21 protein-coding genes and 2 tRNA genes are annotated in these 20,859 nt (G+C 56.7%); 4 read left to right on the plus strand and 19 right to left on the minus strand.

Features of this window, described 5'->3' with window-relative positions:
• The 3 genes from B150_RS0114050 to B150_RS0114060 form a co-directional block, all read right to left on the minus strand.
• Positions 1-731: elongation factor Tu (locus B150_RS0114050; protein ID WP_020400575.1), on the minus strand; the 731-nt coding region annotated here is incomplete at its 3' end.
• A 120-nt stretch (positions 732-851) separates the two neighbouring features.
• A tRNA-Gly gene (locus B150_RS0114055) sits at positions 852-925 on the minus strand.
• Positions 926-1,008: 83 nt separating this feature from the next.
• Positions 1,009-1,093: transfer RNA gene (locus B150_RS0114060), tRNA-Tyr, on the minus strand.
• A 214-nt stretch (positions 1,094-1,307) separates the two neighbouring features.
• Between B150_RS0114060 and rlmB the strand changes: the two genes are divergently transcribed.
• Together rlmB and B150_RS0114070 are read left to right on the plus strand one after the other, a co-directional pair.
• Positions 1,308-2,279, plus strand: a complete 972-nt coding sequence (rlmB, locus tag B150_RS0114065; protein WP_202899284.1) for a 23S rRNA (guanosine(2251)-2'-O)-methyltransferase RlmB — start codon at positions 1,308-1,310, stop codon at positions 2,277-2,279.
• Between the two features lie 31 nt (positions 2,280-2,310).
• Entirely contained in the window at positions 2,311-2,739 is a 429-nt protein-coding gene (locus B150_RS0114070) for a cupin domain-containing protein (RefSeq protein WP_020400577.1), read from the plus strand.
• Between the two features lie 54 nt (positions 2,740-2,793).
• Here B150_RS0114070 and B150_RS0114075 read toward each other — a convergent pair whose 3' ends face one another.
• The gene (locus tag B150_RS0114075) at positions 2,794-3,219 is read right to left on the minus strand and encodes a VOC family protein (RefSeq protein WP_020400578.1); all 426 of its coding nucleotides are present in this window, start codon (positions 3,217-3,219) and stop codon (positions 2,794-2,796) included.
• A gap of 11 nt (positions 3,220-3,230) precedes the next feature.
• The gene (locus tag B150_RS0114080; RefSeq protein ID WP_025895961.1) at positions 3,231-3,578 is read right to left on the minus strand and encodes an ArsR/SmtB family transcription factor; all 348 of its coding nucleotides are present in this window, start codon (positions 3,576-3,578) and stop codon (positions 3,231-3,233) included.
• A gap of 215 nt (positions 3,579-3,793) precedes the next feature.
• Here B150_RS0114080 and B150_RS21190 point away from each other — a divergent pair, with 215 nt between their 5' ends.
• Positions 3,794-4,651 carry a methyl-accepting chemotaxis protein gene (locus B150_RS21190; RefSeq protein WP_020400580.1) on the plus strand — a complete coding sequence of 286 codons (858 nt, stop codon included), beginning with the start codon at positions 3,794-3,796 and terminating at the stop codon, positions 4,649-4,651.
• A 225-nt stretch (positions 4,652-4,876) separates the two neighbouring features.
• Here B150_RS21190 and B150_RS0114090 read toward each other — a convergent pair whose 3' ends face one another.
• The 12 genes from B150_RS0114090 to B150_RS0114150 form a co-directional block, all read right to left on the minus strand.
• Positions 4,877-5,809 (minus strand): hypothetical protein, encoded by a 933-nt coding sequence (locus tag B150_RS0114090; RefSeq protein ID WP_020400581.1) that lies wholly within the window; start codon positions 5,807-5,809, stop codon positions 4,877-4,879.
• Complete coding sequence (locus tag B150_RS0114095) at positions 5,806-6,681, minus strand: ABC transporter ATP-binding protein (RefSeq protein ID WP_020400582.1); 876 nt, start codon at positions 6,679-6,681, stop codon at positions 5,806-5,808. The genes B150_RS0114090 and B150_RS0114095 overlap by 4 nt, the downstream gene beginning before the upstream one ends.
• An 11-nt stretch (positions 6,682-6,692) precedes the next feature.
• The gene (locus B150_RS0114100) at positions 6,693-7,052 is read right to left on the minus strand and encodes a GntR family transcriptional regulator (RefSeq protein WP_020400583.1); all 360 of its coding nucleotides are present in this window, start codon (positions 7,050-7,052) and stop codon (positions 6,693-6,695) included.
• Between the two features lie 12 nt (positions 7,053-7,064).
• The gene (locus B150_RS0114105; RefSeq protein ID WP_155860083.1) at positions 7,065-7,202 is read right to left on the minus strand and encodes a hypothetical protein; all 138 of its coding nucleotides are present in this window, start codon (positions 7,200-7,202) and stop codon (positions 7,065-7,067) included.
• Positions 7,203-7,744: 542 nt separating this feature from the next.
• A complete protein-coding gene (locus B150_RS0114110; RefSeq protein ID WP_162139707.1) occupies positions 7,745-9,331 on the minus strand; it encodes a tetratricopeptide repeat-containing sulfotransferase family protein in 1,587 nt (528 codons plus the stop codon).
• A 67-nt stretch (positions 9,332-9,398) separates the two neighbouring features.
• Positions 9,399-11,675: a TonB-dependent receptor gene (locus tag B150_RS0114115; protein ID WP_020400586.1), complete on the minus strand. Its 2,277-nt coding sequence runs from the start codon at positions 11,673-11,675 to the stop codon at positions 9,399-9,401.
• Between the two features lie 43 nt (positions 11,676-11,718).
• Positions 11,719-12,636, minus strand: a complete 918-nt coding sequence (locus B150_RS0114120; protein WP_020400587.1) for an isoaspartyl peptidase/L-asparaginase family protein — start codon at positions 12,634-12,636, stop codon at positions 11,719-11,721.
• Positions 12,633-13,889: a cyanophycinase gene (locus tag B150_RS21195; protein ID WP_020400588.1), complete on the minus strand. Its 1,257-nt coding sequence runs from the start codon at positions 13,887-13,889 to the stop codon at positions 12,633-12,635. Before B150_RS21195 ends, B150_RS0114120 begins: the two co-directional genes overlap by 4 nt.
• 10 nt (positions 13,890-13,899) lie before the next feature.
• Complete coding sequence (gene yfcC / locus B150_RS0114130; protein ID WP_020400589.1) at positions 13,900-15,363, minus strand: putative basic amino acid antiporter YfcC; 1,464 nt, start codon at positions 15,361-15,363, stop codon at positions 13,900-13,902.
• A 755-nt stretch (positions 15,364-16,118) separates the two neighbouring features.
• A complete protein-coding gene (locus B150_RS23640; protein ID WP_425311195.1) occupies positions 16,119-16,292 on the minus strand; it encodes a DUF6980 family protein in 174 nt (57 codons plus the stop codon).
• Between the two features lie 238 nt (positions 16,293-16,530).
• Positions 16,531-17,283, minus strand: coding sequence for a DUF2334 domain-containing protein (locus tag B150_RS21200; protein WP_020400591.1), 753 nt, complete (start codon positions 17,281-17,283; stop codon positions 16,531-16,533).
• Between the two features lie 37 nt (positions 17,284-17,320).
• Positions 17,321-18,502 carry an LptF/LptG family permease gene (locus B150_RS0114150; RefSeq protein WP_020400592.1) on the minus strand — a complete coding sequence of 394 codons (1,182 nt, stop codon included), beginning with the start codon at positions 18,500-18,502 and terminating at the stop codon, positions 17,321-17,323.
• 189 nt (positions 18,503-18,691) lie between these two features.
• Between B150_RS0114150 and B150_RS0114155 the strand changes: the two genes are divergently transcribed.
• The gene (locus tag B150_RS0114155) at positions 18,692-19,627 is read left to right on the plus strand and encodes a hypothetical protein (protein ID WP_020400593.1); all 936 of its coding nucleotides are present in this window, start codon (positions 18,692-18,694) and stop codon (positions 19,625-19,627) included.
• On the opposite strand, the gene B150_RS21205 is transcribed toward B150_RS0114155, so the two are convergent.
• Together B150_RS21205 and B150_RS0114165 are read right to left on the minus strand one after the other, a co-directional pair.
• Positions 19,624-20,154, minus strand: coding sequence for a DUF2141 domain-containing protein (locus B150_RS21205; RefSeq protein WP_162139708.1), 531 nt, complete (start codon positions 20,152-20,154; stop codon positions 19,624-19,626). The genes B150_RS0114155 and B150_RS21205 overlap by 4 nt on opposite strands.
• Positions 20,147-20,845 (minus strand): glycosyltransferase family protein, encoded by a 699-nt coding sequence (locus tag B150_RS0114165; protein WP_020400595.1) that lies wholly within the window; start codon positions 20,843-20,845, stop codon positions 20,147-20,149. The genes B150_RS21205 and B150_RS0114165 overlap by 8 nt, the downstream gene beginning before the upstream one ends.
• Positions 20,846-20,859: the final 14 nt, after the last annotated feature.

The following is a 20,859-nucleotide window of genomic DNA, read 5'->3' on the forward strand; positions in this document are numbered from 1 at the left end:
TCCTCACCAACTTTAACGATGCCACGCTCTACACGACCGGTAACAACCGTACCACGGCCAGAGATCGAGAATACGTCCTCAACAGGCATCAGGAATGCACCGTCGATCGCACGCTCAGGCTGCGGGATGTAGTCGTCAACTGCTTGCATCAGCTCGAGGATCTTCTCTTTACCGATGTTGTCGTCACGGCCTTCAAGCGCTGCAAGCGCAGAACCGGATACGATCGGAATATCGTCGCCCGGGAAGTCGTATTCAGAGAGAAGCTCACGGATTTCCATCTCAACGAGTTCGAGAAGCTCTTCGTCGTCAACCTGGTCAACCTTGTTCATGAACACGACAAGCGCCGGTACACCTACCTGACGGGCAAGCAGGATGTGCTCACGCGTCTGCGGCATTGGGCCGTCTGCTGCGTTCACTACGAGGATCGCGCCGTCCATCTGGGCGGCACCCGTGATCATGTTCTTAACATAGTCAGCGTGACCCGGGCAGTCTACGTGTGCATAGTGACGGTTAGCCGTCTCATACTCAACGTGTGCGGTCGAGATCGTGATACCACGCTCGCGCTCCTCTGGAGCTTTATCGATGTTCGCGAAGTCTACAGCTTCACCGAAGCCTGCTTCTGCCAGAACTTTCGTGATCGCAGCCGTAAGCGTCGTCTTGCCGTGGTCTACGTGACCAATCGTGCCAACGTTACAGTGCGGCTTGTTACGTTCAAACTTTGCTTTTGCCATTGCCCGTTTACCTTTGCAAGCAACCACGCCCGTGCGTTGGGCGAGCTTCTCTGTGTCAAATTCGCAGCAACCCACCCATGGACTGCCACATGAATTCCGCGCCCGAGAGGGACGTTATTTTGGAGCGGGTGAAGGGAATCGAACCCTCGTCGTAAGCTTGGAAGGCTTCTGCTCTACCATTGAGCTACACCCGCACAAGCCAGCGGCTCCTCTCGAACACAACAAGCCTTCCAGGGCAAAAGCCCTCTACATCGGGCTTTGGTCGAGGAAGGATAAGTGGTGGAGGGGGCAGGATTCGAACCTGCGAAGCCGAAGGCGACAGATTTACAGTCTGTTGGGTTTGACCGCTCCCCAACCCCTCCACTATGTAATTTATTTACGCCTGTGCATACTCACACACCAGCGTCGCGGTGAGGCGCAATATGCGCATATCTGAGGGCATGTCAACAGCAACTTCGGAACTATCTTCATTTTTTTCAAACTGCTTTATATAGGTGGCTCTTTCGCGTATGTGACAGGCATAAGGCAAGTGCGCGCAGCGCCGTGCACCACACAACCCACACGCTTGGGACGACCATGAAAAAGACAGGAAATATGCGGCCCGGTAGGCCTTCTGGTAAGCCATCTGGCAAGCAAGGTGGCCGACTAGACGGGCAGGCACGGCAAGGCCATGGCCGGGCGGATGGCCAGCGCAGCCACCGCCCTGAAGGCCGGGGTGATAACCGAAATGAAGGGCGCTATGAGGGCCGCCATGAGAGCCGTAATGAGGCGCGCGGCGACAGGCGCCAAGATGGGCGCGGCGCGGCCCCCAGCGCGAAGGGCCTGAGCCCCAAATCAAAAGACGGCTTTTTCCTCTTTGGTCGCCACGCGGTTGAGGCGGCGCTCAAAAACCGGGCGCGCGAATGTGTGCGCATCATCGCGCTTGAAAAAGCGCTATCGGATGAGCTCCTCTCCCTCCGCCCCGGCGTGAAGGTGGAACGAGTGGAAGATGAGGCCGTGCTGCGTGCCAGCGTGCCCTCTGATTCTCCCCATCAGGGCATCCTCATGGAAGTGCGCCCCCTGCCCGGCCATGACATTTCAGAGCTGGAACCCGTTGAGGGCGAAAAGAACATCATCCTGATGCTCGATCAGGTCACCGACCCGCATAATGTGGGCGCGTGCCTGCGCTCGGCCGCAGCCCTTGGTGCCCGTGCGCTGATCACGCAGGACCGCAACAGCCCCGGCGAAAGCGGCACGCTTGCCCGCGCCTCCTCCGGCGGGCTTGAGGTGATGCCGTGGCTACGGGTCGCGAACCTCAGCCAGACGCTTGATGCGCTCCGTGACCTTGGCTATTGGCATGTGGGGCTTGACGGCCACACTGACACCGCACTCGCTGATATCAAGCTTGGCGACAATCTGGTCATCGTCATGGGCTCGGAAGGCAAAGGCCTGCGCCCGCTTGTGCGCAAGCACTGTGACGCTATCGCCAAAATCCCCATGAGCGGACGGGTCGAGAGCCTCAATGTCTCGAACGCGGCGGCAATCGCCCTATATGAACTGATGAAGTGATCCAGACGCACGTTCTGGACGAAGAGAGACCATGACCAGCGCACAAGACATCATCGACCTGCTCGGCCTTGAGCCACATCCGGAAGGCGGTTTCTACCGCCGCACCTACCAGCACAAGGAAGGCCCGGTTGAGCGGGGATACTCCACCGCCATCTATTACCTACTGGAGGGCGGCGAGGATGCACTGTGGCACCGCACGGACGGGGACGAAATCTGGCACTGGTATGCCGGCGCGCCGCTCACCCTCTCCATCGCTGACCGCGACAACAAGGTGAAAGAACACACGCTGGGGTCCGACCTTAAAGGCGGCATGCGCCCGCAAACGCTCGTGCCCGGCAACCATTGGCAGCACGCTCAAAGCCAGGGCGACTGGACCTTATGCGGCTGCACCGTCTCCCCCGGCTTTGAATTCATGAGCTATGAACTGGCCGAACGCGGCTGGCATCCCTCAAAAGCATAAGGGCGGCACTGCACCACCGCAGCACCGCCCCTACTCTTACTCAACACTGAAAACCTAGTTGAAGCCCTTCAGGTTCTGCTCACCGATCTGTGTGGGCGCGAGGGCATCGCTTTCGTCGTAGGTGCGGAACAGCTCCCACTTTACCCCTGCCGGGTCTTCGGACCATGCCTTCTTGGATTTGGCGTAGCAGCAGCTTACGTCACCATCCACCCGCATCGGTGCCTCAATACCGTTCAGGCGCGTACCGAGCGTGGCAAGGTCTTCGTCCGACTGCACTTCAACGCCCAAGTGCCCTACCCCGCGGCTTTCACCGCCGCAGCCGCAGGATTTGGAGACCGCGAAATTGACAGCAAGGTCATCGGGCGCCCATTTGGCATAATCGTCCTTCACTTTGACGGGCTCCGCGCCGAACATGGCGGAATAATATTTGATCGCGGCGTCCAGGTCCTTCACGCCTACATGAACATGCAGTCTTTTCATTTTCCCATCCTTCACTTGTCGCAACACGTGCGATTCTCTTGGTTCAGTTCCTCACCCTTTGCCGGCAAGCCAAGCTCGCCGGCGCAGCAGTCTTCCATCATGTAGGCCATCAGGCCACGCATGACGTTAAAGTCCGGGCGGTAGATCACCTGCCTTGCGTCGCGCCGCGATGTCAGCAGGCCCACCGCCTCCATCTGCGCCAGATGGCGTGACAAGGTGGTGGCGTTCACATCCAGCTCGGTTGCGATACGGCCCGCAGGCAAACCCTCATCCCCAAAGCGCACCAGAAGGCGGAACGCCCGCATCCGTGTGTCTTGCGCCAGGGCGCTTAAAATCGATATGGCGTCATTTATTTGCATATTTGTACATATATACAATTAATTGTGATCGTCAAGCCCTGCCCTGACAAAATCAATTCATTTGAAGGATGATGCACTGCCCCCTTTTTTCCACTGCACTTTTCCCCTAGGGTGGCATCACATGAAACCAAAAGCCGGGCATTGGGGTGCCTGGCGGGGGCAAAGTCACAGGTTACGGCACGGGCAGTGCCGGCTTGCACGGAGGGGACTACAAGATGAGTGATTTTGAGGCTGGCGCTGCGATCGAACAACTTTCCGCAGCGTTTGAGAAATCCGTCATGGCGGCGATCAACCGCCTTGGGAGCACGGCGGATGAACTCGAAGCCGCGTCGGCGGCCATGTCCATGGCGGTAGAAGAAACCAGCAGCGGCATGACCGAGGCGTCACACAAGGCGCAAAGCGCTGGCTCAAGCGTGAACGCAGTCGCAAGCGCAACGGAAGAGATTTCAGCCTCGGTCGCGAACGTGAGCGAGCATATGGGCCGCGCGGCAGAGGTAACGCAAGCCGCGCTCAAGGAAGCGTCGGAGGCGGCGCGCCTTATTCAAACCCTGAACGAATCCGGCAAAAAAATCAGCGACGTGATCAAGCTGATTAACGACATCGCATCCCAAACCAACCTCCTGGCCCTCAACGCCACCATTGAGGCGGCACGCGCCGGTGAAGCGGGTCGCGGCTTTGCCGTGGTGGCGAGCGAGGTGAAAGCGCTGGCGACCCAAACCGCGAGGGCGACCGACGAAATCTCGCAGCAGATCGCCGAACTGCAGGGCGCGACCAACAATGCTGTAAACGCATTTGAGCGTGTCAGCACCCGCATCACGGAAGTGGATGAGATCGCAAACGAGGTATCATCGACCGTCAGCCAGCAGGCTGCTGCTACGCAAGAGATCAGCCAAAGTGCTGCGCTCGCAGCCGAAGGCACCAGCGGCGTGATCGGCGACTTCGCCCGCATGCAGGACGCCACCCACCGCACCGGTCAGGCGTCGGAGGAAGTGTCTTCCAAAATCCGTGCGCTGCAGGAAAACGGCCTCAGTCTCCGCGACAGCGTGCAGGACTTCCTGTCCAAACTGCGCTAGAATATAGCCGGGCAACCGAGGTCAAAAAGGGCTGCACGGCGCGGCCCTTTTTCATGCACACTTTCCGCGCATTTCCGCACACATTCGGCCAATTTCCCGCACACTTCCCGCACAGCTTTTGCACACATTGGTACCCTGAGGCAGGCACATTCACCCTCACCTGACAGAGCCAATAAAAAAGGCCGCCAGAGGCGACCTTTCTGTCTTTCTTATGGAAGGCGGCACTTAGATCGCGCGCTTCCGGAGCTCTACGGCACCCCACAGGAAACCACCGGCAATCACGATGCCAAGCCAGAATTGCGGGTTGGCGAAGCTGTAGCTAAGCCCTTGCCATTGCAGGCCATTTACCAGTGCCATCAGCAGATCACGCGGGCCGTCGAAGTCGTTCGGCATGTCGCGGAATGCGCCGTCCTGCCAACCGCCCATGTGGGTACCAACCCAGCTTGCGATCACATGGCTATCAAGGAACAGTTCCTCAACAATCATCACCACGAAGGGTGGCAGGATCGCCCACAGGAACGGCATCCGGGAGGCATATGCCGAAACAAACAGCACCCAAGCCAACAGCGGCAGCGCCCAGATCATCGAGATGAGGAAGTGGGACAGAACACCAAACCAGCTGGTGATCATCAGGCCCACAGGCCACAAGTCAAGCACCGGACCGCCCTGGAACACCATGAGAATGCTCAGGAAAACGGCAATCACCAACTGCGCGACAATGGCCACACCAAGGAAAGCGATGGGCGCAACAACGATCGGCGTGAAGAACTTGGCCAGCACTTCCTGCCAGTCGGAAACCGGCATGGATTTCCAGAACAGGATCGAACGGTCACGGCGTTCCTCATACAGCGCCCCAAGGAGCGAGAAGAAGATCACGAACGGCAGCGCAACCCACGCCAGCACACTCATCATCCAGTAACCGATTGTAATGGCTGCGGGAAATTCATCGGGCTCACGGGCGGCGGCTTTGTTCATCGCATCCGCCAGATTCTCGATGCCTTCGTGCTCCATGCCGTCGAAATACAGCATGTTACCAAAACCGAGGCTCGAGCAGATCACCAGAAGGACCGTCAGGCCCGCCAGGATCACCGGCACCCGGATATACCCGTTCTTGCCGTCCAGTACCTCGCGTTTCACCAGGGCTACAAATGTGTTCATTGCCCCTCTCCTGTCATTGTCGCCACGAAGATATCGGCGAGCCCAAGGCGGCGCGTTTCGCCCAGTTTGGCAAGCGTTTCGCGGTCGATATTTTTATAGACGCACGTTGATTTCCCGAATGTCGTACCCTTCGAGATGGGCTTGAGGGCCATCGCTTCGGCTTCCTTGCCGGGCGCGACCAGAACCTCGATGAACTGTTGCGTAAGCTCATCCATCTCCGCTTCGAGCACGATCTCACCGTCACGAATGAACATCACATCCGAGAGGATATGCTCCACCTCTTCCACCTGGTGGGTGGTGATGATGACGGTGCGTTCCTCGTCGAAATATTCCTCAAGCAGGCTTTGGTAGAACTGCTTGCGGAACATGATGTCGAGGCCGAGTGTCGGCTCATCCAGCACCAGAAGCTTCGCGTCGATCGACATGACCACAGCCAGGTGAAGCTGGACGGTCATGCCTTTCGAGAGCGCACGAACCTTGCGCTCAAGCGGCACCTTGGTCCGGCTGAGGAAGTTCATCGCCTTCGCGCGGTCGAACTTCGGGTGCACCGATTCCACAAAATCGAGCACTTCAACAACTTTCATCCACTTCGGCAGGGTCGCCACGTCGGAGATGAAGCAGATATCCTGCATCAGCGCCGGGCGCTCCTTTGACGGATCATGACCGAGAACCCTCAGCTCGCCTTCATAGGATGAGAGGCCGAGCACGGCATTGAGCATGGTGGTCTTGCCGGCGCCGTTTGCGCCGATGACCCCAACGATGCGGCCGAGTGGGATGGTGAAAGTTGCGCCCTTGAGCGCGGTGAAATTGCCGAAGCGTTTGGCAAGGCCACGGGCTTCAACAACCGGGGTACCTGATGTCTGTCCTGTCATTCCAGCCTCCCCTAGTGTTTCTGGCTGCTTTTGAGCAGCTCTTCAGCGTTGAGGCCAAGGCGGCGGATTGTCTCCAGCACGCGCGGCCATTCTTCTTTGATGAAACGGTCACGCTCGGCTTCCATAAGCCGGTCGCGTGCACCGTCAACGACGAACATTCCCAGTCCGCGTTTCTTTTCAACCAGACCGTCCATTACCAGCTCCTGATAGGCTTTTGAGGCAGTGATAGGATTAATTTGCAAATCCACAGCTACGTTGCGTACTGACGGAAGGGCTTCACCTTCGCGAAGCGAGCCTTCCATGATGGCCGCAACTACCTTGTCCTTCAGTTGCCGGTAGATCGGCTGGTCATCCGTCCAATCCGGCGTCATAGGCTCTTCCCCTTAGGCAAAAGTGGTGAACGATGTGTCAGACTGGCCCCGAAACTGGCTATCGAGCGCAGCAATTCGGCTTGCCTCACGTGCCAGGCGGCGGGTGCGGCGGTGTGACCGTTTTGCATAATGATAGGAACGCAGTGACATTTTCTTCTCCTCGCTGTTTTTATTGTTATGGCCCTCTTTCGGGCGTTGCTCTTTTGCTGTCGTATTCATGCGCGTTTCGCGCTTTGTTTTATTCTAAAGAGCCGGAGGGGCCGGTTGGCATCTTTGGCCATTTTTCCCGGCCCCCTTGCTCATCTCCTCACTGTCGTGACGGTCTCTCGCGGTATTTTTGTTTTCTCGCTCTCGTCACTCGGGCCTGGTATTTTTACCTGTTGCCCCACCGGCACGTTTTCCTCGCTGAGCCCTAGTCATCTTATTCCGCCGTGCTTGGAAGTTGGCGTCGTGTCTGTTTGGGCGTTTTATCGTGCCGGTGTATTAGTTATGTATAACACCTAAGCGGATATGACAAGAGGATTCTGAAAAGAAAAATCAGAGAACATTATAAATATATGTATTTGTTGAATATTTTCCTAACCAACAGAACGCCTCGAAGAGATAAAAGACGCTCATCAGGTGTTATAGTAGGCACTAAACACCCGAAAATATCGACTCAAGTACCGCAGCGAAACTCCTCCGCCGAGGCGTCAGGCCCCTTCTATGCCACCGGAACACAAGGTTTCTCGCATCGGCGACAGATGCTGCCTGAAATGACGCCAGCGCCCGACGGAGCGGGTATGCACCTTCTCCCGCACTTGTAGTGCACTAGCGGTAGCAACTGCTGTGTGGTTTGTGTGTGGCTCAGCACAGGCGTCCTGCCAACCGAGCCCCAGATGACTGATGATCCGCCGTGCCGCGCGGGGCGTGTCCGTAACCAGGTCTTCATAGGCGATATCGAGGATGCGCCCTGGCATTACCTTATGCCAGTGGCGCATGAGCGCCCGGTAGCGCACATAGTGTCGTGCCATTTCCTGTTGGTCGTAGGAATGTTGGTGAGCGTGCGCGAAGAGCTGCTTGTAGCTTGCGAAACAACTGTCCATCGGGTCGCGCGTGAGATGAACAAACCGTGCCTTAGGCAAGGCCGCCGCAATAAAGCCGAGATGGAAAAAATTCTGCGGCAGTTTGTCGGTGAAATAGGGCGTAGTGCCCCGAATATTTGCAACGGCGTCCAGATAGGCGCGGCCAATTTTTGCTACGTCAGTGTCCTTTGCTGATGCAACAATGGCCGCATCGACCGTGCCCTCGGCACGCACGCCACTCGCCCGTTTAAGGCAAATCCCGAACTGCTGGAGTTCATCGGCGGACGTGACGTCGCTGTGGGCAGATATGATGCGGTCAACCAGTGTGGTACCGGTACGCGGTTGGCCGATGATGAAAATAGGGCCTGCTTCGTCATGACCTTGCTGGGCATCAAGCCAATCGCGGTCGCAGTGCGCGATCAGCGCGGCGCTGGCGTCAACCTCCTGCTTTTCGTTATAGGAGAGTGTTCCGCGTTTTGCTTTTGCGCCGATCTCATAAGCCTTGAAAGCGGCATCCCATGCGCCTTGGTCTTCGTAGAGTTTGCCGAGCGCATAACCGATCATGGCGCGGCCCACTTTGGACTGCGCAGGGTCCGCCAGTCGCGCCTCAAGCGCCTCAATGTGAGCCTCCCCGTCTGCCGGCCGTGCCCGGGCCAACATCCAGTGTGCCTTGTCATTCTTGGTGTCCTTCGCCAAAACAGCTTCGAGGTCCCGGCAGGCCTCTGTGTTTTGGCCAAGGAAGGTCAGTACACTGGCGCGGTTGAGGCGCGCAGGCGCATAGTCTGGCCGCGCCTCTAGCGCAGCTTCAAAGAATGGCAATGCACGGGCCTGAAAGCCAAGCTGGGAGAAGACGGTGCCCAAGGTATCCAGCATTTCCACCGAGCGAAGGCCGAGCTTTTCGGCGTTTCCGGCAGCTTTCTCAGCATCCACATGCTCGCCGGTGACAAGCAGTGTGCGCGCGAGCATCACCCATGCGTCAGCAAGGCGGGGGTCGAGGCGGATGGCGGTTGCAAATGCCTCGCGGGCGATGCCCCAGTCCTCCCGTTCTGTGGCCACAAAGCCCATCAGCATGTGGCCTTCAACCGCACCGCGGTCATGCGAGAGCGCGCCGTGCGCGTGCCGGACAGCATCTTCAAACCGCCGCGTGCGCAGAGCCTGAAAACCTGCTTGCAGATGATGCTTGATACTGGCGATCTGATCGGGGCGCAATGTCACGTTTATGTCCATCTGAAACTGATGCCGGCGGGGCGGACCCCACCGGCCATAACTTGCTGGTACCGGCCTAGAAGTCGTAGCCGAAGCTGAGACCAAAGGTACGTGGCGCGATCACATAGACGAACGAGCCCTGCACGCCGTACCGGCCTGCACCGCGGCCACCAGATTGACCATAGGCGTTGAAGAGGTTGTCTGCAAACAGCTTCACGCTCCAATTGTCGCGCTTGTAGCCGGCGGTGAGTTTCACAACCTCAAAGCTCGGCAGGATCTGCTGATCGTCGTTATTGAACACTGCAAGGCTGTTGAGACGGGTCTTGATCTTGCCGCGGTGATAGATCGAGGCATTGGCGAACATCTCTCCGTCCATCCAGTTGCGGTTATAATCCACATAGGCATTCCAGGAGACCTGCGGCACACCTTGCAGCTTGTTGCCCTCAACACCGCCAACAGCGTCAGCCCCCTCACCGATTTTGGCGTCGGTATAGGTGAAGCTGCCGCCCAGTTGGAAGTTGTCATTGACCTGCCACTTGGTGTCGATCTCCGCACCTTTTGATGTGGCCTTGCCGCCATTCCTGGTGATGTTGATCGCCGCCACTTCCGACTTGGTGCCAACCTGAATGCCCGTCCAGTCGATATAGAAAAGCGCTCCGTTAAACTGCACGCGACCGTCCGCAAGGGTTGAGTGCCAACCAAATTCATAGTTGGTCACTTTGTCGGGCCCGAAGCCTTTTTCCTCGTCAGTCAGCAACAAGCCAAAGTTCACACCGCCGCGGCGGAACCCTTCGGCCCAGGTGGCATAAACCTTGACGTCATCCGTGATGTCATAGGACGTATTGATCTTGAAGACCTGGTCCTTGACCGTGTTCACACCCGTGTCGCCATCATAGTCGCTACCGGAACATTCAGGCACGAGTGGGTCGACGCCGCTCCAGTACCAGTAGATCGGGATCAGGTCGCAGGATTCTTTCACATCCACTTTCTGGTGGAAGTAGCGGCCGCCAACGGTCACATTCCAGCGCTCGCTCACGTCATAGGACAGCTCGCCGAACACTGCCTTCTCGGTGAAAGTGTCACGGCCATAGGACCAGTATTCCAGTTCACCGTAACCAGTGTCGATACCTGCCCAGTCCTGATAGCCGGGCGTAAACTCTTTCGAGTGGCCGCCCTTATCGTTCAGGTGCTCATAGTAAATGCCAGCGATCCAGTTGAGCGGGCCTTCATTGTTGGAAACGAGCCGGGTTTCATGCACCCATGCCTCGTCACCAAGGGTGACTTCCTCGGTAAAGCTCGAGAAATAGGGGAAGTTGGCGTAACCCGGATAGATATCCACCACCAGAAGGTCGGTCTGGTCCCGTTGGCCGCGACCGGTGTAGTTCGAGTAGGACGTGGTGGATGTCAGGCTCACCGCATCAAGGTCCCAGTTCAGGGTTACGTTGGCGATCTCGTCCTTATTGGTGCGCGGCTCCTCATAGCGTAGCGCGGAGGAATACTTGTCGCCGGTAAACTCAGGGTTCACCGCCTGGCGCCCCTCGGCATCCTGATCCTGCAGATAGTAGGATGCGGTGATGCTGGCTTTCTCGCTCAGCTCAACCAGCGCTGAGATCTTGAGGTTGAGTGTTTCCTCACCGTTGGCATCCTTGACCACTTTGGTCTCGTTGCTGGTGCCGGGGTTCGTCAGCACGTTGACATAGTCAACGAAACCCTTGTCCTTCAGATAGTTGGCCGCAGCGCGGATGGCGACGCGGTCACTGACCGGGACATTGACCATGCCGGTAAGCTCGTAGGAAATGCCCTTGCTGGCCTTGCGCCCGTATAGCTCCGCATCCACCGAGGCTTCGAAGCCGTCGGTTTTGGGGGCGTTCGGGATATAACGCACAGTGCCGCCCATGGCACCGCGCCCATAAAGGGTGCCCTGCGGCCCCCGCAGCACTTCAACACGTTCGATGTCAAAGAGCTTGAGGTCCGCGGTCAGGGGGGTATCCCCCACATAGCGCGAAACCGTGCTGCCCGAGCCCTGGTTTTCGGCTGCCTGAAGGTCGCCGTCCGACAGGCCGCGCATGATCAACTTACCGTTCGAGCGTGCGCCGGTATCGATGAACTGGATGCCGGACACCATGCGCGACAGGTCGGTCATATCCTGCGCGCCAACCTTCTCAAGGCTTGCGCCTGTGACGGCTGAGATATTATAGGGAATGTCCTGTATGCTCTCCGACCGCCGGGTAGCGGTAACGGTAATTTCCTCAAAGACGACATTCTCGGCGTCCGCCGCAAAGGCAGTACCGCTGATGGCGCTCAGGATGGTGGTAGACAGTGCAATTGACTTGCATTTTGTGTACTGGCCCATGGTTTTCCTCCTCAAGATTTTGTGTGTGGGCTGGGTAACAAGTTCAGACAGCGGGGTAGACATTTTCGGATGTTCCGAAAGTCCGGGATTCGGCGGGACGGTGCTGGCTCCCCCAAGCCCGCTTCATGCCTTCCGAATTGTAGGAACAAACGATCTCGCCCTGCCCGGTCACGGCAATGATGCCGCCGTCGCCGCGCAATGCTTTCACGTCTGTCAGGAAATGCTGGACGGCATCGGCAAGACCCATGCCCTTAAGTGTCATAAGGTCGGCAATCCGGCGTGCGCCGCCCGCCATGATGAATGCCTCGCCAATGCCTGTGCAGGAAATGGCCACCTGCCCGTCCGCCCATGTGCCGATACCCACAAGCGGCGTATCGCCAATGCGGCCTTCCGGCTTACCGAACAGGCCACCCGTGGAGGTGGCGGCCGCGAGATAGCCTCGCCGATCACAAGCCACAGCCCCGACGGTGCCGTGGCAAAGCTCCTCAGTGGTCAACTCTTCCTTCGTCGTGCCAACAGGCGTGCGGTAGTAGTTCGTCGGGTCCTCGATAAAATCGAGCTTCTGGCTCCGTGCAAACTTTTCCGCGCCCACGCCCGCGAGCAGCAGGTAAGGCGTATGGTCCATGACTGCGCGTGCAACGGATATGGGATGCGCCGCATCGCGGATGGCGGCAACACCACCGGCACGCGCATGTGCACCGTCCATGATCGAAGCATCCAGTTCCACGTGCCCGGCACTATTGGGCGCCGCGCCCCGCCCGGCGACATAAAAGCCGGTGGCCTCCATATCGCGCACCATGGCTTCCACCACATCAACTGCGCTTTCGCCGGCCTCCAGCATGGATAGCCCCCGGCGTTCAAGCGCTAGCAGGTGTTCCTCAACCTCGGCATAGTCGCGGCCCGCGCGGGCACCGGCACCGCCATGGAGGACAAGGGAGTATTTCGTTGAAACTGGGCTCATTGGCTGGCCTCATTCTTGGGAATTGACTGGATAACGACGCGCACAGGCTCTATGTCGAAGCGCACGCCAGTGAGGGTGTAGTGGTCGGGAGAAGCCTCGCTCCAGAAAGCAGCCGACTGCGCCGTCTGCGTGAAGCGGTAGCGCACGCCCCTGCCACTGTTCAGGAAACTGAGCGCCCTAACTGACGCGCTGGAGCTGTTGTCCAGAAGGTCACGGCCAAGTAGTCGGTCAAGGCTGGCCGCCGGCAGTGCAAGGCCGCCACCTTCTTGCGGCGCGTGGCTGTAGTATTCCCCGCCCACGGTGGGCTTACGGCCTGGTGCGAGTGATATCGCGCCCGTAGCGAGTGCGATCCGGTCGCCACCCACTGCCATGCTGAGCACAAAGTTGGTAGCGGCGAACACCGGGGCGGCGCCGAAGCTGGCCTGTCGGCCGTCAAGGACAGTAACGGCCCCCGCGCCCAGCACCGTGGCGGTATCCTGCGCGGGATCAACAAGTAACGCCGTGTTTTCATCAATCCCGAAGCCGAGACGGTCCGGCTGTTCTTGCGCGGCGAGTGCCATTGCCAGCCGCCCGAGGCGGGCACGTTGGCCAAAATGCTGGTCAACAACACCGCAGGCGAGAAAACCAAGACCGATACCAAGCTTGAAAGCGTCACTGGGGTCCGAGGGTGCGGTGCCGGTAAGGGCCTCAATGCTCTCCCCACCCAGCATCATAGTGCGGGACATGATGGCGGCACCGGCGCTGGTGCCCGCGACGATACCGCCGCGCTGCAGAACGCCGCGAACAGCCGCCAGCATGGGCGTATCGCTACCATCCTCCGCGATGAGGCAGGCGACAATGCGCGCTTGATCGCCGCCTGTGAACCATACCGCAGACGCCGCTTCAAGCTTGGCAATCTCGCGATCATCATAGGCATTCCCGCACCATGTACTTTCATCGGCATCGGGGGTGGATGTGTCATCTTCTGTCGCCAGTCGCACGGTGCTGATACGCGCCGGGTTGGCACCAAATGCCGCCAATCTTTCCACCATATAAGCGGCTGAGCCGGCGGGGCTTCCTGATGCCGCCGGAATAATTGCGATGGTGCCTGATGCACCACTTCCCTTCAGAAAAGCTTCGTGCACTTCCACATTCTCAGCATCAAGTGCGCCGCCGATGATCAACAGGGTGCCGGTGTCCGCCTGCACCGCGGATAATCCAGAACCTGAGGCGAAGATCATGAGACCTGCAATGAGAGAACTGAGTTTCAGCATTTCCGGGCTCCTAGCTGTATCCGATGAAGGCGGCGGTAATAACCGCGCCAAGCGCGAGGCCGAGCAACATGAGCTGAAATTTGAAGATGAACTTCGCCCATGTGACCCATTCAACCTTCGCGGCGCTCAGGCATCCCATCAGGGCGGCAGAAGCCGGGCAGATAATGTTAGTCAGCCCGTCCCCAAGCTGGAACGCCAAAACCGCGGTCTGTCGGCTAACGCCGGACAGGTCAGCAAGCGGGGTCATGAGCGGCATGGTAAGTGCCGCTTGGCCCGAGCCCGACACCACAACAAAGTTGATCGAGCTCTGGAACAGCAGCATAGCCGCGGCGGACAGCCAGTCTGTCAGGCCGCTCGTGACCCCGGCGATATGATAGAGGAGAGTGTTCAATAGGCTCGGTACGCCGGCGTCGTCACCGCCGAGCAGATAGACAATGCCCTTGGCAAAAGCGATCACAATCACCGCTGGTGCCATTTGTGCAGCACCGTCACGGAAGGCAGCCGCAAAATCGCTAGCGGTCATACCGTCCGTGCGGGAAAGTAGCGATACGAGGGCCGACGCCAGCGCCATCGCCAGAAACTGGGTCGCAATCTCGGGCAGATAGTATCCTTCGGCCACCACGCCCCACATGACCCACACGAGGCCCGCCGCCACAATAGCGAGGATCATAATCTGGGACCGGTTCAGGGACGGTGACAATGCAGTGGTGTCTGTGGTGTCAGTCGTCACAGCCACCTGGCCGTGTTTGCGCAACAGGCTTTGACCGTAACGGTATGTGAACGCACAGCCAAAAAGGGTGAACACGCCCCAGACAGCTATTCGGTATTCCATGCCGGAAAGCGCAGGCACGCCGGCAATGCCTTGCGCAATGACAAGGCTGAACGGATTCATCCATGAGGTCGCAAAGCCGACCTGCGTTGCGACATAGGTGACAAGGACCGCCGTAATCGCATCATAGCCCGCTTTGGAAAGCGCAGGCACTAGTACAAGGGTGAAGACGATGGCTTCCTCACCCATGCCAAAAATAGCGCCACAGAGTGAAAAGCTCAGGAACAGGCCGGGGACAAGCATGGCTGACGGCGTGCGGTCTGCGCGGATGAAGTGACCCAGAAGAGCCTCAACCGCACCGGTGCGCATGATCATGGCAAATGCGCCGCCAACGATCAGCAGGAAAGCCATCAGGCCAATCGTGGCACCGTTCCGTGTGCCAGATACCAGCCCCTCGAACAGGAAATTGAGAAAGCCGGTTTCCTCGCCTGCAGAAAAAAGCGGCATGCCGCCCTTGGCGTCATCCGCAACGCGGTACTGGTCGACGGCCAATGATGCCCCCTCCGGCGTATCGAAATAGCCGGGGGCCACCACAAAACCTGCGCCATAAGCGAGGAGTGCAAGCACAAAAAGAATGACCAGTGTATCCAGGCTTTTGGCGCTGGTATCTGGGCTGCTGGCTGAATGGTTCAGGTGCCCAGCCATGGCTGTGCTCCCGCATGTGACAGTGTGACGGCGGCGTGGCGAAATTCTGCCAACTCACCGGCTTTCACACATGTATCCAGGCCGTATACATGCGGCATGGAATTCTCCCTCAGACTGGTTCGCTTTTGGGTAAGAGCGACCGGATAGGCCTTTGGCCGGGCAGTCCGGGGGAGCAGGTTCACACAAGTTCATGCCCTGAACGCTCGGCGTTCAGGCAAGACAGGGGCTGGAAGCTATCTGGAAATCTCAGATATGCCAGTCATGCGAGGTGAGACATGTCGCGCCGGTTGCCCGGGGAAATATCATTCGTCGAACCACTCGCTGAGGCAGAAGTCGAAACAACGACCAAGGATTTGCGGACGGCGCATGGTCTGCGACGCAGCAATCAGATACCCCTTGGTGTTTTGATGCAGGATCACTTGTTTCTCCACGACGACACATGCCGTCACAATGAGCTAAGCAGATTTTATATTTTGGTCAAGAGGGGTATTTTTTCAACTTATTACCAAAGCGACACCCCCAACGAAATAATCTTTCCAATATTAGGACTTAATAGGCTCGCCAATGCGGAAATTAGTCCACACCTCGGATGATACTTTAGTCGGACAACATATGAGCAGTGCTCGAATCAACCGGACCGGGGTAGTCGAACGCAGCATATCATTGTCATGGCGGCTGGCGTGCGACAACGCTTTCGACCCAAAGCGAACCTTAGGCTCTGCCGCACTAGAGATAATATCCAGACAAAAGCGGCTTTATAGCTTTATGCCACACCAAGGGCAGTGACTTATGGCGATTAGGGACGTGCCGCCATCGCGGACCGGCAGTCCGAAGCTTTTATCCTCACAGCGAACTAACATCGTATCGGGGCAATCCCCTGCGTCATCGTGAATGTCACAACGATGCTGACTGTAATAAGCCGTGTGCAGACAAGGATAGTCAGCAGGGTCGCCCCCGAGAGCACGCCCAGCAGCTCAAATATGCTATGGGTTTGTCGCAACCACATCATCTAGAGATCAGGGCGGACAAAATTAAGGTCGCGGGACACGCCCTGCTCTCGAAAATGTAAATTGTAGCAGCGAGCTTCGTATGCCTCCTAAAGCTCTGATGGCGGGAATAGAGTTCAAGCACCATGGCAAGATACACAAGGCGCTCCATGAAAAGGTTTTAGCCCACACCATTTAGACCCAAGAACGTGTTATAAGTAACCGAATTACGGTGCTTCAGCAGAGCGTTGAGAGCCCGGTCAATTTCGTTCACAAGGGCCTTTTTGTCAAAGTCGTGAGGATGCAAAGCCATCCGGATAACATCCATAGGCGCAAGTAGTTTTGTGGCAAGTTTAGACCAAATAAGTGAACTGGTGATCCTTGGCACGCTTCTGCTGGCATAGGAAATCACCGGCGAGTTTTTAAGCAGTTCTTTTCCCGTTGCCGGGGACCATATACGCCAATGATCTTCTGCAAATTTAAATCCCTGCTCATGCAGCACATTCAGCGCTGCCTCTCCATATAGCCACGCAGGGGCAATAAATCCGGAAGCTTTGTAGCCAAGGACGCCTTCAAGGCATCTCTGCCCTGCTTGCACCCTATCGACCGCTTCTGAAGCAGACAGGCCCAGGAACTCTCCTTCGCCCGCGGTGAGCCTTTGGGCCTTGAGGCGATCAATATGATTGTGGTGCTGGCAATCGTCTTTGTGGAAAAACCCGTGCAGGATCATCTCAACACCACGGTCTGACTTTTGCCTCAACCATTCACAAAATTCAGGATGTTTCTCCAGTGGCCATTCGCCCCAAAAATTCGGGACCACCAACATCGCATAATCATGCCCGATGCTGGTCCGCTGCAAAAATGAATCGATTTCCAGCAGCCGGTCAAAATGCCGTGGCGTCACATCGTGGATACTGAATAACAATTTTTTCATATTCATATGACCTGAAAAGCACGTTGGAAGCGGGATACTAATAATTTGAAACTGAAGGGCTTTTTCGGCCTTTTATCAGTTTCGTTACGGTATCTGTAAAAGCGTATAATGCGGCGAGAGGGTGGCGGCTCGCGGTAAAGCCAAAAACGTAAAAAACCCTGATGCTGAATACCGCAAAAGCAAAAAAGACGGGCCACAGAACGACAGCCGGCGTGACGGATGTGATGTTCGAACCAAAATCCAGCGCCTTTATCAAAACCAGCAAGACGAGAACCCCGACCATCAACTGAAGGGAAGAATTTCTTCTCACGGGTGGCTCTGCAAGCCCGACAGCCAGACACGGAATGAGCAGTGGCACCAACACCAGAATAAGCCGACGCTGAGCCTCCCCCAGCAGGCTTCGGGCGTCAAGAAGCTCGCTTCCTTCACCTCTGGCCCTTTCAATCAATTCAATGAAGGTGAGTTCTTTTTCCGCCTCGCCGCGGCTTCTGAACTGGGGGATATCCGGCAGCGCCACAGCTAGGTCGTAGCGGTCAAATTCCATTGTCGCAGGTTTTGTCTCGTTGACATTTTCCGTTGTCAGTATCTGCCCGTCATAGAGCCGGAAAATGATAAAATCCTTATTTCCGGACTGAACAAAAATACCGCGAGAAGCTGTCAGATATGAAACCCTCTCGGTGCCTTCCTTGAACTCCAGAAATATACCGCTCAACTCCCCGCTTTGTGGCGAGATCGAGCCTACATGTAATGTCAGGTCCGCGCCGATTGAGGTAAAAGCGCCTGCGGCAATAGCTTTTCCAAAAGCACCACTTCGTGTTTTATAGCTCTGTTCCGCAAATCGAAATTCCGCCAGCGGCTCCACATAGCCAACAAGGAGCGCGTTCAAAGCGGCAAGAAGTATCCCAAACCCCAAAGGCAAGCGAAGAAGCCGGAAGGGGGAGACCTGCCCCGCAGACATGGTGGTCAGCTCATTGTCTTTCGAAAGCTTAAGGAAAGTAAGCATGATCGCCAACATCAGGCTTATCGGAATTCCAATCGCCAGATATTCGGGAAGCAGAAACACAAGCATGGCCGCAGCGGCGGTTGCTGGTGCGCCGGTCTGCAACGAGAACTGGAACAGGCTGAACATATTCTCGATCAGCAATAACCCAACGATAAGCAGCATAATGGCGATAAGCCGCTTTGAAACATGCTTGGCGATATAGAGGTCGATGATCATTCAGCTATGCAGGCAATTTTTTGGAGCTTCAGAACAGTAGACGTCCCCCCTTAATGGTCACCTCCAAAGAAGTTTCAAAAAACGCCCACTTAATACCAGCATGCACAAACAGGCAGGTTGGAGGTGTTTGCCTGTCCGCGGCGTTTTAGCTCTCGTAACACGGCAGCTAGAACTTTGACTGGAAGGTGGATGACAGAAAAATTTTCACGCTTTATGGCGTCGCCGGTAGCTGAACATGTGGCGAAGCTGCTGCAACTATTGTTGCTTTGCGGGCTGTGTTTATACCTTCTGCATGAGCTTTCCCTGATTGGGTGGAAAGACCTGTGGGAAAACGTGCCTACCACCCCTGCATACTATTGTATTCTGCTCACGAGCTTTTTGCTGCTGCCCTGCAGCGAGCTGTTGATTTACCGTCCGCTCTGGCCTGATCTCCACTCAAAAGGCGCTGCAATACTTGCAGTTCTGTTACGCAAGCAGGCGCTGAATGATGTGATCATCGGCTATAGCGGCGAAGCCTTCTTCCTCCTATGGGCCAAACAGAATATCGGCGTGACCATGAAGGCAGCCTTTAACGTCGTTAAAGACAACAATCTCATTTCGGCCGCGGTATCCGCCGCCGCAGCCCTGATCATAGTGGTGTTTTTTATGTTCTCTGGTCAGCTCGGGCTCCTGACACATCACGCCCCGGGCACCCTGCCCACCATCGTAGGCCCTGCGACGCTCGGATTATTGCTCGTCCCTTTTCTCGCTTTTTTTGGACACCACATTATCACGCTTCCCAAACCACAGATCCTACGCATTGCCACCTTGCACGGCGCCAGGATTGTTGTTTTCGAAAGCCTGCTGGTGATCCAATGGAGTATTGTAATTCCAGACATTCCTTTAGGCGTGTGGGTGGGCTTTATCGCAGCTCGCATGGTGCTCACTCGAATCCCGCTGCTGCCGAATAAAGAATTGATCCTGCTGGGCCTTGCGGTGACCTTGTCGGAGTATCTGCCGAACGCAGCGGCTGCGTTGGGGGCACTTTTCCTGACCAGTTCCGCCATCACACAGGTTTTGAATACTGTGGTTTTGCTGGTGACGGGCGTGAGGGACTTTTCTCGCAAGCGCGCCGAAGTGTGTTAGCGGCGCTTGGACCTGCGCCGTTGCTCAATCTGCTTCCGCTTTTCCTGGTCAAGCGGACGCGCGCCAAACCCCTGCAGATAGTTCAGAATGATGACCATTGCATTGCGGCCCGGCCTTGCGACAAAGGCGACCTCTTCGCGGCCTGGCGTTCCCAAACCTAATGTGGGGTTTTGCGAGAAGCCAAAACCGTCGTCGATTATGTCCAGCTTTTTGTTGGCATTCCTGTCGTGAAGCACCACCACGATGTAGCTTTCTGGCTCCGGTATGGCCAAACATAATGTCTGAGATGCCTGTGCGGTTGGTACGCGAATTCTATCAACTAATACGTCCAGATAATCGCCTTCAACATCAGGGTGCAATTCAACAACAACGTCACCCCGTGTATCCATCAGGCCTTCGACCTGCACTTCAAGCCATTGATCCCCTTTTTCATCACAGCCTGTGTCGGCGGCAGAGACTTGGCTCGACACTGCCAGTAGCGCCAACACGACGGGAAAAAGCATGGGCTTTCTTTTTGTCTTAGCCATCCGGGAATTGCCCAAGCGTCGGTTTCTGAACGTTTCGGGGTAGCCTCTTGTCGTGCAGGACAAAGGCGCCATCCCAGTTCGTGAAATAGCGATCCAGTATAGTGTTATTGCCAACTCGCATGACTTCTGGCCCCAGCACCGCGATTTTTTCCGCTTCTGTCTGAAACAATGTCATCCAGAGAACGCGCTGTTCGCGCGGAAAAATATCAGCCACATGAGCACAGTCACCGCGGCCATGCTGAAGCCATTCAGTGACAAATCGCAGGCCAAACTCGTTTGCCCTTATCATCATGAAACCGCAATTAGGGGCACGCCAACTGCGCGACAGCCGCACGGACAAAGTGCAAAGAGGAACGGGCAGCCCCATCCGCCGGGAGACGTCTTCGGAAATTATAAAGTCTTTGTTCGGATGTTTTTCTACCAGATGGCTCAGGGGAAGGTCTGGCAAGTTTACGGTAGTATCGGCATCGACAACCACAAGCCAGTCGGCTTCCGTTTGCTCGATATGTCTGCGCATGAGTTCGATCTTTGACCAGATCAGATGCATATCCGGCAGGACAGCCTCTCGCCAAAGCACGAAATTGTATCCGTGCCTTTGGCAATAGGATCGCCAGTTCTCGCTGGTGTCATCGGCATAATAGTCGATTTCCGGTGTTGCCAGCATGGCGACGTCAAAGGTTGCTTCGGTCACGGTTGATTTTCCCT

This window comes from Kordiimonas gwangyangensis DSM 19435 = JCM 12864, from assembly GCF_000375545.1.
GTDB classification, from domain to species: Bacteria; Pseudomonadota; Alphaproteobacteria; order Sphingomonadales; family Kordiimonadaceae; genus Kordiimonas; species Kordiimonas gwangyangensis.